The organism is Kitasatospora sp. NBC_00374 (assembly GCF_041434935.1).
Classification (GTDB): Bacteria; Actinomycetota; Actinomycetes; order Streptomycetales; family Streptomycetaceae; genus Kitasatospora.
Window position 1 is genome coordinate 1,915,723 of sequence record NZ_CP107964.1, and the last position, 15,359, is coordinate 1,931,081.

General features: G+C 74.9%; 17 protein-coding genes. 4 read left to right on the forward strand and 13 right to left on the reverse strand.

Features of this window, described 5'->3' with window-relative positions:
- Position 1 precedes the first annotated feature (1 nt).
- From OG871_RS08455 to OG871_RS08465, 3 genes are all read right to left on the reverse strand, one after another.
- Positions 2-145 carry a hypothetical protein gene (locus OG871_RS08455; RefSeq protein WP_371495560.1) on the reverse strand — a complete coding sequence of 48 codons (144 nt, stop codon included), beginning with the start codon at positions 143-145 and terminating at the stop codon, positions 2-4.
- A 213-nt stretch (positions 146-358) separates the two neighbouring features.
- Positions 359-1,141, reverse strand: coding sequence for an SDR family NAD(P)-dependent oxidoreductase (locus tag OG871_RS08460; RefSeq protein ID WP_371495562.1), 783 nt, complete (start codon positions 1,139-1,141; stop codon positions 359-361).
- A gap of 163 nt (positions 1,142-1,304) precedes the next feature.
- Complete coding sequence (locus OG871_RS08465) at positions 1,305-1,679, reverse strand: hypothetical protein (protein WP_371495564.1); 375 nt, start codon at positions 1,677-1,679, stop codon at positions 1,305-1,307.
- Positions 1,680-1,908: 229 nt separating this feature from the next.
- On the opposite strand from OG871_RS08465, the gene OG871_RS08470 reads away from it, so the two are divergent.
- Positions 1,909-2,751, forward strand: coding sequence for an undecaprenyl-diphosphate phosphatase (locus OG871_RS08470; protein WP_371503244.1), 843 nt, complete (start codon positions 1,909-1,911; stop codon positions 2,749-2,751).
- 69 nt (positions 2,752-2,820) lie between these two features.
- On the opposite strand, the gene OG871_RS08475 is transcribed toward OG871_RS08470, so the two are convergent.
- The 3 genes from OG871_RS08475 to OG871_RS08485 form a co-directional block, all read right to left on the reverse strand.
- Entirely contained in the window at positions 2,821-3,546 is a 726-nt protein-coding gene (locus tag OG871_RS08475; RefSeq protein ID WP_371495566.1) for a DUF1775 domain-containing protein, read from the reverse strand.
- Positions 3,547-3,665: 119 nt separating this feature from the next.
- Positions 3,666-5,102, reverse strand: coding sequence for a HEAT repeat domain-containing protein (locus OG871_RS08480; protein ID WP_371495568.1), 1,437 nt, complete (start codon positions 5,100-5,102; stop codon positions 3,666-3,668).
- A 356-nt stretch (positions 5,103-5,458) separates the two neighbouring features.
- Positions 5,459-6,934, reverse strand: a complete 1,476-nt coding sequence (locus tag OG871_RS08485) for a hypothetical protein (RefSeq protein ID WP_371495570.1) — start codon at positions 6,932-6,934, stop codon at positions 5,459-5,461.
- 423 nt (positions 6,935-7,357) lie between these two features.
- On the opposite strand from OG871_RS08485, the gene OG871_RS08490 reads away from it, so the two are divergent.
- Complete coding sequence (locus tag OG871_RS08490; protein WP_371495572.1) at positions 7,358-8,545, forward strand: aminoglycoside phosphotransferase family protein; 1,188 nt, start codon at positions 7,358-7,360, stop codon at positions 8,543-8,545.
- Between the two features lie 14 nt (positions 8,546-8,559).
- Here the strand turns inward: OG871_RS08490 and OG871_RS08495 are convergent, their stop codons facing one another.
- The 4 genes from OG871_RS08495 to OG871_RS08510 all read right to left on the reverse strand — a co-directional run bounded on the left by OG871_RS08495 (position 8,560) and on the right by OG871_RS08510 (position 11,563).
- Positions 8,560-9,750: an acyl-CoA dehydrogenase family protein gene (locus OG871_RS08495; RefSeq protein ID WP_371495573.1), complete on the reverse strand. Its 1,191-nt coding sequence runs from the start codon at positions 9,748-9,750 to the stop codon at positions 8,560-8,562.
- Between the two features lie 157 nt (positions 9,751-9,907).
- Positions 9,908-9,991, reverse strand: a complete 84-nt coding sequence (locus OG871_RS08500) for a putative leader peptide (RefSeq protein WP_371503245.1) — start codon at positions 9,989-9,991, stop codon at positions 9,908-9,910.
- A gap of 68 nt (positions 9,992-10,059) precedes the next feature.
- A complete protein-coding gene (locus tag OG871_RS08505; RefSeq protein ID WP_371495575.1) occupies positions 10,060-10,554 on the reverse strand; it encodes a hypothetical protein in 495 nt (164 codons plus the stop codon).
- A 751-nt stretch (positions 10,555-11,305) separates the two neighbouring features.
- A complete protein-coding gene (locus OG871_RS08510) occupies positions 11,306-11,563 on the reverse strand; it encodes a DUF397 domain-containing protein (RefSeq protein ID WP_371495577.1) in 258 nt (85 codons plus the stop codon).
- A 280-nt stretch (positions 11,564-11,843) separates the two neighbouring features.
- On the opposite strand from OG871_RS08510, the gene OG871_RS08515 reads away from it, so the two are divergent.
- Both OG871_RS08515 and OG871_RS08520 read left to right on the forward strand, forming a co-directional pair.
- A complete protein-coding gene (locus OG871_RS08515) occupies positions 11,844-12,362 on the forward strand; it encodes a PTS-dependent dihydroxyacetone kinase phosphotransferase subunit DhaM (protein WP_371495578.1) in 519 nt (172 codons plus the stop codon).
- A gap of 114 nt (positions 12,363-12,476) precedes the next feature.
- Positions 12,477-13,406 (forward strand): NAD-dependent epimerase/dehydratase family protein, encoded by a 930-nt coding sequence (locus OG871_RS08520; RefSeq protein ID WP_371495579.1) that lies wholly within the window; start codon positions 12,477-12,479, stop codon positions 13,404-13,406.
- 28 nt (positions 13,407-13,434) lie between these two features.
- Here OG871_RS08520 and OG871_RS08525 read toward each other — a convergent pair whose 3' ends face one another.
- The 3 genes from OG871_RS08525 to OG871_RS08535 form a co-directional block, all read right to left on the reverse strand.
- Positions 13,435-13,920: an NUDIX domain-containing protein gene (locus OG871_RS08525; RefSeq protein ID WP_371495581.1), complete on the reverse strand. Its 486-nt coding sequence runs from the start codon at positions 13,918-13,920 to the stop codon at positions 13,435-13,437.
- Positions 13,921-13,948: 28 nt separating this feature from the next.
- A complete protein-coding gene (locus OG871_RS08530) occupies positions 13,949-14,584 on the reverse strand; it encodes a NeuD/PglB/VioB family sugar acetyltransferase (RefSeq protein ID WP_371495583.1) in 636 nt (211 codons plus the stop codon).
- A gap of 84 nt (positions 14,585-14,668) precedes the next feature.
- On the reverse strand, positions 14,669-15,328 hold the full coding sequence (locus OG871_RS08535) for a sugar transferase (protein WP_371495584.1): 660 nt from the start codon (positions 15,326-15,328) through the stop codon (positions 14,669-14,671).
- Positions 15,329-15,359: the final 31 nt, after the last annotated feature.

Sequence of the window (15,359 nt, forward strand, 5' to 3'; positions counted from 1 at the left end):
CCTAGCAGCGCACCAGCAGGACCGAGAGCACGGTGCAGGTGGCGCTGCCCGTGTCGTTCACGGCGTTCGGGTCCGCCGGGGTGGAGGCGGTGCGGGTGACGGTGGCTCCCGCCCGCCACCGCCCGGGGCGGCGCTCCGTCAGCACGCCGCGCACGCACCCCTGTCGGCCCCCCGCCACCGGGGATCTCGCCCGTCCGGCCAGGGCGGGCTCGTTGGAGCCGTTCGGGTGAGGCCCGGGATACCGGAGGACCCGGGGCCCCGGACACCCGACGAGCCGGCCCGATGGCCGTGGTGGCTGATCACCGGTCGGCGCCGTCGCGTCGCCGGGCGAACGGACGCCCTGCCGGACGGGCCGGACTCACTGCGCCATATAGCCGCCGTCCACCGGCAGCACCACGCCGGTGACGAACGAGGCCTCGTCGGAGGCCAGGAAGAGGATCGCCCGGGCGACCTCCTCCGGTTCGCCCAGCCGGCCGATCGGATGCCGCAGCACGATCGCGTCCAGGTACTCGGGGCCGCCGGGCTCGTCGGCGAGGCGCCGGACCCGGTCCGTCCGGATGGTGCCCGGGGCGACCGCGTTGACCCGGATGCCCCGGGCCGCCCACTCGACCGCCAGGTGCATCGTCAGCCCGCTCGCGACGAACTTCGCCGGCCCGTAGGCGGCCTGCCCCGACTGCCCCGCCAGGCCGGAGATCGAGGACAGGCAGACGATCGAGCCGCCGCCGGCCGGCGCCATGTGCTCGATCGCGTACTTGCACGTGAGGAACATCCCTCGGCCGTCGACGGCCATCACCCGGTCCCAGTCCTCCGGGGTCGCCTCCAGCACGTTCTGCAGGGGCAGGATCCCGGCGTTGGCGACCAGGACGTCGATCCGGCCGTATCCGGTGACGGCCTCCGCCACCATCCGCCGGGCGTCGCCCGGATCCGAGACGTCGCCGACCACCGCGCGGACCTCCGCCCCGGCCGCCACCAGCCGGGCGCGCAGGCTCTCCAGCGCCGCGGCCTCCACGTCGGTCACCACCAGCCGGGCACCCTCGGCGGCGAACAGTTCGGCGGTGGCCCGGCCGATGCCCCTGGCCGCGCCGGTCACCACCGCCGACTTCCCCGCCAGCCGTCCGCCCGTCGATCCCGTCTGCACCATCGCCCGCTCCCGTCCGTCGGCCCCCTGGTCCGGTACCAGGGTGGCCCACCGGCCCCGGCCGGATCCCGCAGGCGCGACGGTCGGCGGGGCAGCGCGGTCGGTCGAGCCATGCGCTTGGCGGGCCACGCGGTCAGCGGGCCGCGTGGTCGGTCGAACCACGCGGTCAGCGGGCCACCGCGGCGAGGAACGCCTCGGGATCGGTGACGCTGAGCCGGAGTTCGCGCAGCCGGACCGGCATCTGGACGGCCCTGGCCCGGACGGACGGCTCCAGCTCCAGCCGGACCAGCCCGCGGGCGGAGCCGTTCACCAGCCAGTACCCGCCGAAGCCGTGGACGCCGAAGCCGCTGACCGCCCGCCCGTCCGGCCCCGCCGACCGGATCGCGGAGAGCGGTATCCCGGCCCGGAACGCCCAGCCCATCCGGACCGTCAGCACCCCGCCGGCCACCCGGACCTCGGCCCTGCGCGGGCCCATCCCCAGCGGAACCGCCAGCCTGGTGAACCAGTTGTCGTACCGGAGCGCGAAGTTGTTCGTCGACATCCCGTCAGCCTCCCACGCGGGCGGCCGCTCCGGGAGGGGGCCATACAGGATCTTGACGCCCCGGACGGATTCACGTCATCTTCACGGCCTAGCATCACAACCCGCGCCGCACGGTGCTCAGCGCCGTTGACGCGTCCTGACCGGGTGCCGCTGCAGCATGCCACCCGCGACGACGAACAGGACCGCCGATGCGCATCCGCCGACCGATATCCCAGGCCGGTGTCCGGTGATCGACTGGTTCCACGGGGCCGTGCTCGGCCTGATCCAGGGCCTCACCGAGTTCCTGCCGATCTCCTCCAGCGCCCACCTGAGGGTCTCCTCGGCGCTGCTCGGCTGGGACGACCCGGGCGCCGCTTTCACGGCGGTCACCCAGCTCGGCACCGAGTCCGCGGTACTGATCTACTTCCGCAAGGACATCGCGGCGATCATCTCCGCCTGGACGGTCTCCCTGTTCAGGCCGGATCGGCGGCAGGATCCGAACGCCCGGCTCGGCTGGTTCGTGATCATGGGTACGCTGCCGATCGGCATCCTCGGCGCCGCGTTCCAGCACACCATCGAGACCTCGCTGCGCGACCTCCGCGTGATCGGCACCACGCTGATCGTCTTCGGCCTGATCCTCGCGGTCGCCGACCGCAGCCGGGCCGTCCGCAACGCCCGGCCGATCAGCTCGCTCACCCTGCCGCACGCCGTCGGCTACGGCCTGGCCCAGGCGCTGGCCCTGATCCCCGGGGTGTCCCGCTCCGGCGGCACGATCAGCGCCGGCCTGCTGCTGGGCTACAGCCGGGAGGCCGCGGCCCGCTACTCGTTCCTGCTGGCCATCCCCGCCGTACTGGCCTCCGGCACCCTGGAGCTCTTCAAGATCGGCGAAGGGCCGGCCCCGGCCTGGGGACCGACCCTGCTCGCCACCGCGATCGCCTTCGTGGTGGGCTACGCGGCGATCGCCTGGTTCCTGAAGTACATCTCGCACAACAGCTTCATGCCGTTCGTGGTGTACCGGGTGGTCCTCGGCGTGGTGCTGATCGCCCTGGTCGGCACCGGCTACCTGGCCCCGGACGCGGGCGCGGTCGAGTAGGTCCCGCCCCGACCCCGGACCCCAGGACGGGCCCGCCCCCGCGGCAGCGGGAGCGGGCCCGTCGGCGTCTCAGCCGCGCGCCGACCGGCGGCGCCAGAGGACGGCGCCCGCGGCGAGCGCCAGCACGGCCACCACGCCGACCAGCACGGCGCGGCCGGCCGAGGAGCCGTCCCGGGTGCTCGCGGCCTGCGCGCTCGGCGAGGCCTGCACGGGGGCGGCGGCGGGTGTCGCGGGCGTGGCCTCGGCCGACGGCGGCGTGGGCGCCGGTGTGGGCGCTGGCGTCGGGCTCGTCGCCAGCGGCGCCGCGCCCGGCGCGGCGGCGGCCAGCTTCAGCACCGGCGCGGGGTGGGCCGGCTGGACACCGGCCTGCGGCAGCTCGATCCAGCGGTCGGCCTGGCCGTCGGTGTACGTCACCACCGACTTGAAGGCCAGCTCCGCGGCGGCCGGCAGCTGCCGGACCTTGATCTTGTACTCGGCGTTCTCGCCCGGTGCCAGCGCCGGACCGGCCACGGTGTACCCGTCCTCGGCCGGGCTCAGCGTCCAGCCGGCGGGGCCCTCGGCGAGGCTCACGTCGGCGGCCGCCAGCCCGGCCGGCAGCACCACCCGGACCTCCTTGATACCGGCCGAGGCGGACTCGCCCTCGGCGTCGAAGGCCACCACCGCATCCACGGCCAGGGCCTGCGGCGTGGCCGACGTGACCTCGACATGGGCGAACGCCGGGCCCGCGAGGGCCGACACCCCCGCCAGGGCGGCGGCCACCACGGCTGCGCGGGCGAGCTGACGGGAACGATTCATGGGCCGGACACTCCAGGGGCCGAGGGACGGGCGCGGACTGGGGCCATCATCCCGTACGGCGCGGGCCGGGCCGGCCGCTTCCCCCGGACACGCCGGGGCACGGCCCCGGCGAACGGCGGCTACGTGCGGTCGCGGGCCGTCAGCCGGCCGCGCACGGCGGCGTGCACCTCGGCCTCCTCGGCCGGGTCCGCGGCCAGGCGGCGCAGCCGCTCCAGGACGCGGGCGTCGCCGGTGGTGGTGACATGGCGGGCGGCCAGCTCGCGGGTGGCCTCCTCGCAGTCCCAGAGGCACTCGACGGCGGGGCCCTCACCGAAGTGCGGGTCGATGACGGCGAGCGCGCGGGCCGCGCGGCCGCGCAGCTCCGAGGAGACGGCCTCGCCGTAGACGTGGCGCAGGGCGGGGACGGCTCCGGCGGCGGCCAGCCGCCCCGCACCGTCGACCAACGAGGCCAGGCCGTTTCCGGTCACACCGCGGACGGAGATCCAGCGCCGCAGCGCGGCCACCACCAGCGGGCCGTCGGCGCTCTCGCCGGCGTCGGCGAGCAGCTGGCAGGCCGCCTCGCCCAGGGCGCTGTCGGCGCCGCCGCCGGCCGGGTCCGCCCAGCGGCGGGCGTGGCCCAGGGCCTCGGGGCCGCGCATCCGGCCGAGCACCTCCAGGGCGGCGGCGACCACCCGCTCGTCCACGTCGGCGGTGGCGGCCTCGATCAGCTCGGCGGCGGCCGGATCCCGCTGCTCGACCAGGTGGCGCAGGACGGCGGTACGGGCACCGGGGCCCCCGGTCCGGGCGGCCTCCAGCAGGGCCGGGCGATCCTCGGGCCGGACGACGGCGGTCAGGCAGCGGGCCGCGGCGGCGGCGCGGCGGGCGGGCGCCTCGGGGTCGGCGGCGGCCGGGTCGCTCTGGTCGGCCCAGGCGAGCACGTCGGCGGTGCTCCAGCCTGGGGTGACCACCGAACGGCCGAGCTGGCGCTGCCACAGGTCGAAGGGGGACTGCTCGCTCGCGGCGGCGATCCGCGGGTGGTGGGCGGCCCACAGCCGCCAGGGGCGCGGCTCGTACGCGGCTCTGATGGCGGCGCGCAGCTCGGCGTCGCCCTCCGGGCCCTCGGGGAACCGGCGCAGCACGGAGGGGGCGAGCCGGAGCAGGGACGGGTCCTCGTCCCGCAGGGCGAGCTCGTCGAGCGCCCAGGCCCAGTTGGAGCCGACGGCCGCGTAGCCGCGCAGCAGGTCCAGGGCGTCGCGGCGGCCGTAGGCGGCGAGGTGGCCGAGGACGGCGAGGGCGAGCCCGGTGCGGGCGTCGTCCTGGTCGATGCCGTCCTCGACGGAGTGCAGGTGCAGCTCGATGCCGGTGAGCGGCGCCTCCAGCTCCATGTAGAGGCGGGCGTAGTAGAGGGAGCGGTTCTCGATCTGCCAGTCGGCGCGGGGGTCCTCGGTGACGCACTGCTCCAGGGCGGCGATCGCCTCGTCGCGGTCGGCGGCCAGGGCATGCAGTTGCCCGTCACCGCGGCCTCGCTGGAGGAGGCCGAGGAGGCTGGCACTGGGCGCTATCACTGGCTCGAACATGAGGTCAGCATCCGTTGCGGCGGTCGTCGAGGCAACGGGATTTCCGTCGCCGGGGTCGGTTTGGTCCTGCTCAGGCGCCCGGGCGCCGGAATCACCGAAGGCTACCGCTTGGGGGGCGTCGGCGCACACAGGGCGAGGAGACCCAGCCGTGCCCGGAGGCTGCGCACCGGATCCGCATATGTCCCACCACATGCGCCGGACGAACGGGACGAAGCCCTCACAGGACGGACAGGGCCGTGGGAGGGTCGCCCCCACCGTCCCGCTCACCGACCGCACTCGCACGGGGACGCTTCGTGTCGGAACCGTCCTCCGCCACGGCGGCCGGACCGGGGTCGGCCCCGGGTCGGCCGGTGCCCTCAGACCGCGAGCCGCCTGCCCGGAAGTGCCGCCGTGATCTCCTCCCGCAGCTCGGCCACGGCCGGCAGGCCCTGGTAACGGCCGGCCAGCCGGTACATCTCGCGCATCCGGTCCCAGGTGCGCAGGGAGGAGGTCTGGCTGATCGCCGCCAGCGCGAGTTTGGCCTGCACCAGGGCCGCGTCGGGTTCGCCGGAGATCCAGTAGACGGAGGCGAGGGTGATCCGGTCCAGCAGCGCCGAGCGCTCGCGGCCCTTGCCGGCCCGCAGCTCGATGGCCTTCCGGGCGTGGTGCTCGGCCAGCCGGGCGGCGCCGGGGTCGTGTTCGGCGAGGGTGCGGTAGACCAGCGCCTGCATGCCGTGCAGCTCGGCCTCGTTGAACAGTTGCATCCAGCTCGGCGGGGCTTCCCGGGGCTCCTGGACGAACAGCTCCTCGGCCTCGCCGAGCACCTGCCGGGTGGCCTCGGAGCGGCCGAGCGAGGCCTGCGCCCAGGCCTCGACCGTGTGCAGCATGGCGCGGGTGCGGGGCTGCGCCCGCTCGCCCGCGCTGGCCCGGGCGAGCTGCATCAGCTCCAGGGCGTCGTCGGCCCGGCCGAGGTGCAGCATCTGACGGGCCGCCCGGGAGATCGCCTCGCCGGCCCGGGGGCGGTCGTCGGCCTCCTTCGCGGCCTGTGCGGCGATCACGAAGTAGCGCTGGGCGGTGGGCTCCAGGCCGACGTCGTGGGACATCCAGCCGGCCAGCACCGCGAGGTTGGCGGCCACCGTCCAGAGTCTGCGTTCCAGCGCGGGCTGGTGGCGGTGGGTCAGCAGGCCGCCGACCTCGTTCAGCTGGCCGACCACGGCCTTGCGCTGGAGGCCGCCACCGCGGGAGGCGTCCCAGGCCCGGAACACCTCGACCGAACGTTCGAGGGCGGTGACCTCCTCGGAGCCGACCGGCCCCGCGTCGTACACGTCGACGACCGGCCGCGGGCCGCCCTGGGTGATGACCTGCCGGGGACCGGGCCGGTCGGCCGCGTGGGCCACGTCGCCGCCGGTGAGCCAGTCGTGGAGGTTGTCTGCGATGACGGTGCCCGCGGCGAGCGCGGCTCCCGCGCCCACCAGACCGCGTCGGTTCAGCATGAGGTCCATTCCCGTGAACTCGGTGAGGACCGCAGCCGTCCGATCCGGCTCCCAGGGTTGTTCCGACGCAGACGCGGCGACCGTGCCTGTCCTGGTGGGCCGGTGTCGTTCCAGACCGAGGTCCTCAGTGGTGACGACACGGCCGAGCCGCTCCGTGAACACGGCGGCCAGCACCCTCGGCACCGGATCGCGGGGGATCTCCCCCTGCTCGATCCAGCGCCGCACCCGCGAGGTGTCGGTGGACAGTTGCTGCTGCCCCATCGCCGCACCGCGTCGGTTGACCAGCCTGGCCAGCTCGCCCTTGGACCATCCGGTCAGGGCGAAGAGGTCGGCGAGTCGGCTGTTCGGCCCCTTGCTCACGTGAAGCCCCCAGGTTCCTCGGCTGTCTTCGACACTAATGGCACTGTCATGTGCCACGCGACCATTCGCCAGGCTTCGCCAGGGTCCGCCAGATGGTGTACCAGTGCTGATCGGGTGTCAGGTAGGAGTGCGCCACCTCGACCTCGGTCGAGCGGGCCCGGATTCCGGGCCCGGCATGCTCCGACGGCCCGTCAGCGGGCCTGTGGGGGCATCGTCCGAAGGGGTGGCGCGGCCGGGTGGCGCGGGGGCGTCGGGCACGGCACGGCTGTTCGGGGTCGACCGCATTTCCCCAGGGTGCGGAAGGCCGCCGGCACGCCGGCTCCGCGCCCGACGCCCGCACTCCACCCCGGCCGGCCCCCGGCGGAACCAGGAACCGCCGGGACGTCCAGTCGCCGTCGGCCAGGAAGGGACCCTCACCAGCCCATGTACTCCTCCGCCAGCACCGGCGCCCGCCCGTCGAATCCCACCACCCTCGACGGCGGCGCTCCGCGCTACACCAACGGCCAGGCCCGTACCGGCCTGCGGCCGCCCACCGCCACCGGCGGCCGCCCGGCCCCGCGCGGCGGGGAGCTGCGCGACCCCCGGACGCTCGGCGCCCGGACCGCGCTGGCGACCCGTCCGGCCGAGCCCGTCGGCCACCGCGCCGCGGCCGGGCGGCTGTTGAACTCCCGCTCCCCCGAAGGGTTCGTGGACCGGGTCGACCCGGCCGCGCTGCAGACGCCCGCCGTCCGGGCCGCGCTCGCCAACATCTCGCGGATATGTCCCGCCTTCCTCCCCCGCCAGGTGCTCCGGGAGGGCAGCCGCCACATCCTCGTCGCGGGCACCATCGGCCGGGCGCCCGTGGTCGCCAAGTGCCTGTCGCCGCAGGCCGTCCGCGGCCCGCAGAGCGAGCAGCTGGTGGAGCGTTTCCACCACGAGATCGCGGTCTACCGGGCGTTCGTCCGGCACCGTCCGCCGGTCCGGCTGCCGCGCCTGGTCGCCGCCGACCAGGACCGCTGCGTGCTGGTGCTGGAGCGGGTGCCGGGCCGCCCGGCGGCCCGGGAGCGGCACCCGGTGAACGCTCCCACCCCGGGCGAGGTGCGCGCGGTGCTCGGCGCCGTCCGCACGCTCAACCTGTGGCGCCCTCCGACGGACGTCTTCGGCAAGCCGCTGGACTACCAGCTGGAGGTGGCCAGGTACCACTCCGTCGGCCAGCTCACCGACCGGGACGCCGGTGACCTGCGGCAGCTGCTGCACGGGCTGGCGCACACCCCGTGGCAGCTCTGCCACGGCGACGCGCTGCTCGGCAACCTGCTGCTCGCGCCGTCCGGCCCGGTGCTGCTGGACTGGGAGGAGGCCGGCTGGTACCTGCCCGGGTACGACCTGGCGGTGCTGTGGAGCGTGCTCTCCGGGGACAGCGCGGCGCGGCGCCAGATCAGCCAGCTGGCGCAGTCCGGTGGCACGCTGGCCCGCGACGCGTTCCTGGTGAACCTGGTGCTGGTGCTGATGCGGGAGATCCGCCTGCACGACGTACCGGGCGCCGGCGAGGAGCAGCGGATCATGATCCGCCGGCTGTACGACGACGCGGCGCTGGCCCGTCGTGCGGTCCGGGCGGCGGTCGGCACCCGGTAGCGGGCCCGGCCCGCTCAGGACCGGCGGGCCGCCCGGTCCAGGACGGCACGGCCGGTGGCCTCCAGGACGACCTCGTCCGCGGGGAAGTGCGTCCGCCCGCTCAGGACGTCCCGCAGGTAGCGCTCCAGCGGGTGGCGACGGCTCAGCCCCGGATTCCCGGTGAGCGCCACCGCCTGCTGGACGGCCCCCGTGACGGCCCGGTTGACGAGTAGTTGGGCCGCCCCGGTGCGGGCCGTCGCCGAGGCCTCGCCACGGTCGACGCCGGCCGCCAGTCCGTACACCAGTTCCTCGGCGCCGATCAGGGCGGCCTCGATCTCGCCGAGCGCGCTGCGGTAGCGCGGCAGCGTGGCCAGCGGCTCCGTGAGGTTGGCCGGGGTGCGCTGCTGCAGGAAGCGGACCAGCCACTCCTGGGCCGCCCGCGCCACTCCGAGGTGGACGGCGCACAGGGCCAGGTCGTGCCAGGCCCGGCTGGTCTCGGCGGCCGCCGACTCGGCCGCACCGGCGGTGCCGGGCGCGGCCAGCTTCAGCGCGCCCTCGGGCCCGACCCGGACAGAATCCAGGATCACGTCGTGGCCGGCGCTGGCCCGCAGGCCGAGCTGGTCCCAGGTCGGGTCGATCTCGACCCCTTCGCTGTCCCCGCGCACCAGGAAGGTGCCCACCCGGGGCACCGGCTCCTCGGTCCTGGCCCAGACGGCCATCCAGGCCAGCGCCTCGGCCCCGGCGCAGTCGGCCTTGCGGCCCGTCAGCAGCCAGGCCTCGCCGTCCCAGCGGGCGACGGTCGCGGGCAGCGGGCCGGCCCCCTCGGGCTCGGCGCGCAGGGTGTTCACCAGTGCCGGGCCGCGCCGGGACTCGGTGAGCAGGCGGCGGTAGCCGGCCGCGGGCCAGGCCCCGGTCCTGGCCTGTTCGGCGTGCTGGAGCAGGGTGAAGGCGGTGAGCACGGCCACCGAGGCGTCGCCGCGGCCGAGTTGGGCCAGTACCCGGACGGTGTCGGCGAGCGTGCCGCCCGCACCGCCGTACTTCTGAGCCACCGTCAGGGTGAGCAGGCCGGCTTCGTGGACGGCTTCGATGCCCTGGTACGGGAAGGTGCCGTCGCGGTCGTGCTCCTCGGCCCGGGCGGCCAGCAGGTCGACGACCCGGGGCAGGCGGGCGAGCGCCTCGGTGACGGCGGTCCGGTCCTCGACGGCGGAGCCGGCGGTCTGGGTCATGAGCGGGTGCCTCCGGGCGGCAGCGTGGGATGCGGCATGGTGCGGGTGGCACGCGGACGGGCGTGCGCCGACGGAATGCGGCACCCCGGGCGCCGGGGCGGAGGAGGAACGGCCGACCGGCCGACCGGGTGCCACGGGCGGAGCGTTCGGCTCCGCCTCAGTGGCCCGGACACGACGCACCGGCGGTGCGCCGCAGGTCGACATGCCTGCGGCGGGTCAGCAACGGGAGACGACGTGACATGGTCGTGACTGTACGAAGGGCTGATCGATACCGTCAAGCGAGGTGGGGGCGGGCTCCGAAGGCCCGGATCAGCCCTGCTTGAACATGTCGGCGGGCAGCGGCTTGAGCAGCTGGTAGAGATCGTCCGAGATCGGCCGGTCCCAGGAGGCGATGGTCACCTGGACACCGTCGCTGCGCCCGAACTGGGAGCAGAACACCCGCTCCTCGGAGACCTTCACCTTCTTGACGATCAGCAGGTCGTCGCCGAGCAGGACCGGGAAGTCCTCGGCCGAGACCAGGTCGACCGGCTCCTCGTGCTCCAGGGCGGCCAGCAGCTGCCGGACCTCGAAGGGGACGCCGTCCTCGGACTCCCGGGCCGGGGAGCTCTCGGGCAGGTTGCCGATGAACATCGCCGGACCTCTGCCGCCGAGCAGGTCGTACCGGAGGAAGATCCCCTGGCAGGAGCCGTCCGTGCCGGTCATCATCATGGCCCCGAAGTGGCCGGGCCAGTCGCCCGGGTCCATCGCGAGCACGTCGAAGTCCGGGCCGGCGGGCGAGCCGGAGCGACGGCGGAGAAATGACATGACACCATCGTACGTGCCCGCTACCGGCCGCCCTGCGTCCGGGGGGCGATCAGGCCGAGATCTACGCTCAGGGACCAATGTTGACTCTGAGCAACCGTCCGGGCTACGTTCGGTTCAGCACGACAGCCGCTGTGGGCTAGGCCCACCGGGGGGCGGCTTGTCCCAGCGCGCCTTTTTCGCGTCTCCTCGCTGTGCACATCGTCGTGCGGACCAGTTGTTCGACCAGCTCGACTCCGACCGGCCACCGGGGCCGCCCGGGACCACCGTCCACGGGGGGCACCGACACAACTTCACAGACCAGGTTCGCGGGGCCCCGGCCTGTCGCATCCGCGGACCTTGCCCGGGACACCGCCGCGTGGGGGCGTGCGGATCCCGGGCGAGGCACCGACTTCCGAGTAGCTCTCGGCGGGCGGGGCCGTCCTCCCGGCGACTGCCGGCCCTCTGGTGGGGCCGGGACCGGCACCGCACCTCGGTGCGGTCAGGGGATCACCACGGGAGGAGTTCGTCATCGGCGCCGATGACGGGCAACACAGCGGGCGCCGTGCCATTACCGCGTGGGGGCGGTGGGCACGGCGTCTGCCTGCTCTTACTGTGATCCGATGCTTGTCGAACAGTCAACAAGTACCGGTCCATCAGAATTCATTTGTGACCTCATCGGGCCCCGGACCGACACCAAAGGTTCAGCGGGGCGCACCCGGTGGCACCCCGGGGCCCGCGCAGTGCCGCGAGACCCCGGGATGTGCGCCGGCTCTCAGGTGAGGTCGAACTCCCCGTCGCGGGCGCCGAGGACGAAGGCCCGCCACTCCGCCGGCGTGAAGATGAGCGCCGGACCGTCCGGATCGCGGCTGTCCCGCATCGCGATGTAGCCCTCGACGAAGGCGATCTGGACCTCTCCGGTCTCCGGGGCGGCTCCCTGGCTGCTGGACAGCCACTCGGCCCCGGTCAGATCCAGCACCGGCTTGCCCGCGGGCAGGACCTCCGTGCCACTGCTCTCGACACTCGTACTCATGCCGTGCTCCTCCCGATCCGTCCGAAGGCCCACCCTAGCCAGGCCCGGGCGGGACGGCGGCGGATCGCCCGGACTTCCTCCCCGGGGCGGGCCATTAAGCGGTGATCCGCCCCCGCCCCGGAGCGCCGCTGTGCTATGCACCGGCTCGGCGAGCTTCAGCCCGCTCGGCCCGGGCGGCTGCGAGAGTGGTGCCCCGGGCCCGCCGCGGGCCGGGACCCCGGTCGAGGACCGGCCCACCGTCACAACGCCGTACCCGAAGGCACGACCCAGGGAGCCGCCGATGGACCGCCGGGACGCCGTGAGCGCCGATGTCATCCCCATCTCTGACGCCCCGTCCGCCCCGGGCGACCCGAGGACCGCCTCGGTGCCGCGCCCGAGCCGGCCCACCGGACTCGGGCGGGTCGGCGTGGTGCTGGTCTCGCACAGCCAGGAACTCGCCCTCGCCGTCCGCGCCCTGGCGCTGGCACTGGCCGAGAGCGGCGACCCGGCCCCGGTGGCGGCCACCGGGGGCAGCCTCGCGGACGGCCTGGGCACCAGCGCCGTCCTGATCGCGGCCGCGGCCCGCCGGGTGGACCAGGGGCACGGGGTCGCCGTCCTGTGCGACCTGGACACCGCGGTGAGCACCGTACTGGCGCTGCTCTCCCAGGCGGACGAGCACGGGCTGCCGTTCCCGGTCCGCTTCGCCGACGCGCCGTTCGTGGAGGGAGCGGTGGCCGCGGTGGTCACCGCCACCGCCGGCGGGGACCTCTCGGCCGTCCTGGACGCCGCCGAGGAGACCTTCCGCCAGCACAAGATCTGAGGCAGAACGGGCATTTGAGGAGCGATCGGCCACGCGGCGGACGGTGCGCCGCTAGCATCGGGTCAGTGCGCGGGGCGGGGAGGTTCCGTGCCCGATTTGGGGGGAGTCCCAGCCATGCGTGTGGTCGTGACCGGCGGGGCAGGTTTCATCGGCGCCAATCTCGCACGGGCCCTGCTGGCCCGCCCCGAGGTGACCGAGGTCCGGGTGGTCGACAACTTCGTCACCGGCCGGAAGTCCAACCTGGAGGGGGTCGACGTGACCCTCTTCGAAGGCACCATCCTGGACCGCGAGCTGCTGGACACCGCCTTCACCGGCGCCGACGCCGTGGTGCACCTGGCCGCGCTGCCGTCCGTGCCGCGCTCGGTGGCCGACCCGCTGGCCAGCCACCACGCCAACGCCACCGGCACCCTGGAGGTCCTGGAGGCGGCCCGCCGGGCCGGCGGCCTGTACGTGGCGGCGGCCTCCTCGTCCTCGGTCTACGGGGCCAACCGGGAGCTGCCCAAGCGCGAGACCATGCGCACCGCCCCGATGAGCCCGTACGCGGTCAGCAAGCTGGCCACCGAGGCGTACCTGGGGGCGTTCCACCACTGCTACGGCCTGGGCGTGCTGCCGCTGCGGTTCTTCAACGTCTTCGGCCCGCTGCAGCCCGCCGGCCACGCGTACGCCGCCGTGGTGCCCGCCTTCCTGGACGCCGCGCTGGCCGGGCGTCCGGTGACGGTGCACGGTGACGGCGGCCAGAGCCGGGACTTCACCTACGTCGGCACGGTCACCCAGGTGATCACCGAGGCGGTGCTGCGCCGGGTGGTCCACCCGGACCCGGTGAACCTGGCCTTCGGCACCCGGACCAGCCTGCTGGAGCTGATCGGCGAGCTGGGCTCGGTGCTCGGCGCCGAGGTGCGGGCGGAGCACGTCGACCCCCGCCCGGGCGACGTCCGCGACTCGCAGGCGGACAACTCCCGGCTGCGCGAACTCTTCCCGGAGGTGGTGCCGGTGCCGCTGCGGGAGGGCCTGGAGCGCACCGCCGCGTGGTTCCGGACGCTCTGACCGGCACTCCGACGGCCCGTCGGCCCGGTCAGGCCGGCGGCCCCGCGTAGCCGAAGACGGTCTCGCCCTTGAAGTCGAGGGCGAGACCGATCCGTCGGGTGGTGTACTCGTCGAGCTCCGGCAGCGCGTCCTGGGCGAACCAGGCGACCGCCAGCGACTCGTCGTCGTTCACCCGGGCCTCGCCGGAGAGGTACCGGCAGCGGAAGGTCAGGTCCAGGTACTGGCAGCGGTCGCCGTTCGGGTACTCGATCATCGGTGAGACCGACACCATGGTCAGCCGCTCCGGCTCGACCAGCACGCCGGTCTCCTCCAGGCACTCCCGCACCACCCCGTCCGCGGGCTCCTCGCCCGGGTCGAGGATCCCGCCGACCAGGGCCCAGCGGCCGTCGTCCGCCCGGCGGCCGAGCAGCACCCGTCCGGCGTCGTCCAGGACGACGGCCGCGACGCCGGGGAGCCAGAGCGGACGGGTGCCGACGAGTGTGCGGAGTTCGGCGAGAAACGCGGGGATGGCCATGGCCACCGACCCTATCCCCCGCCCGGCCTCAGCCGCGCCGCATCGGACGGGCCGGGGAGCCGATCACCACCTCGCCGGGCGCCACGTCGCCGGTCACCACGGCCGCCGCGCCGACGAAGGCGGCCCGGCCCACCGTGCGGCCCTGCAGCACGACCGCGTTGCTGCCCACCGTGGTGTCGTCCGCCAGCAGCACCGAGCCGGAGACGTTCCCGCCCGGATAGACCGTCACCCGCTCGCCCAGGACGCTGTCGTGGCCCACCGTCGCGTTGTAGTGCACCTGGCTGTGCGCACCGAGCCGGACACCGCTGGAGACGTACGCGCCGCCCATGACCAGACAGCCGGGGCCGAGTTCGGTCTCCGGCGCGATCAGCGCCCGGGGGTGGACGAGGGTGGCGGGCACCCCGCCGAGGCCGTCCAGCAACCCGGCGAGGCGCCGGCGCACGCCCGGATCGGCGATCCCGATCAGATAGCGCGCTCGGGCGGGCAGCTCGGCGGGCGCCAGCACCGGCAGCCCGCGGACGGTCGTCCCCCGGGCCCGGTCGTCCAGGAACCCGGCCACCGGCACCCCGGCGGCCAGCGCCGTGTCCAGCGCCTCCCGGCCGACCCCGCCGGCCCCGGCGATCCACAACGGCTCGGCCGACCGCTCGGCCGACTGCTCACTCAACGATTCCTCCAGGGGCCTGCGGGCAGAAGGCGGGGCCGGCGCCCGCGGTGCGGGCACCGGCCCCGGTGGGACGGCGGAACGCGGTCAGGACGCTTCCTCGACCGCCCGGACGGGCTGGGTGGTGAGCCGGGACGCGGTCGCCTGCCGGGGCAGCACGACACGCTGGACCGGCAGCTCGGTCGGGGCCGGGAACCCGGGGTTGACGCCCCCTGCGGCGGTGATCCCCTGCGGGCGCAGCAGGACCTTCACCGTGCGGGCGAGGATCTTCAGGTCGAGCAGCAGCGACCGGTTGGCGATGTACCAGAGGTCGAGGTCGATCCGCTCCGGCCAGCTGATCGAGTTGCGGCCGCTGACCTGGGCCCAGCCGGTGAGGCCGGGCCGGACGGCGAGTCGGCCGCGCTGGCGCGGCGAGTAGTGGACGACCTGCTCGGGCAGGGTCGGCCGGGGGCCGATGATGCCCATGTCGCCGCGTGCGACGTTCCACAGCTGCGGCAGCTCGTCCAGACTGGTCTTGCGGAGCAGGGCGCCGATCCGGGTGATCCGGGGGGCGTCCTCCTCCTCGGTGAAACGTCTGTCCCGCATGGTACGGAACTTGAGGATCTGGAACTCCCTCCCGTCCCGGCCGGTGCGGGTCTGACGGAAGATGACCGGCCCGCCCATGGTGCAGCGGATCAGCAGTGCGATCACCAGGCCGAGCGGGACCGCGACGGCCCCGGCCAGTGAGGCGACGGCGAGATCCCCCACTCGCCGCGCTCCTCCCCCAACAGGCATGAAT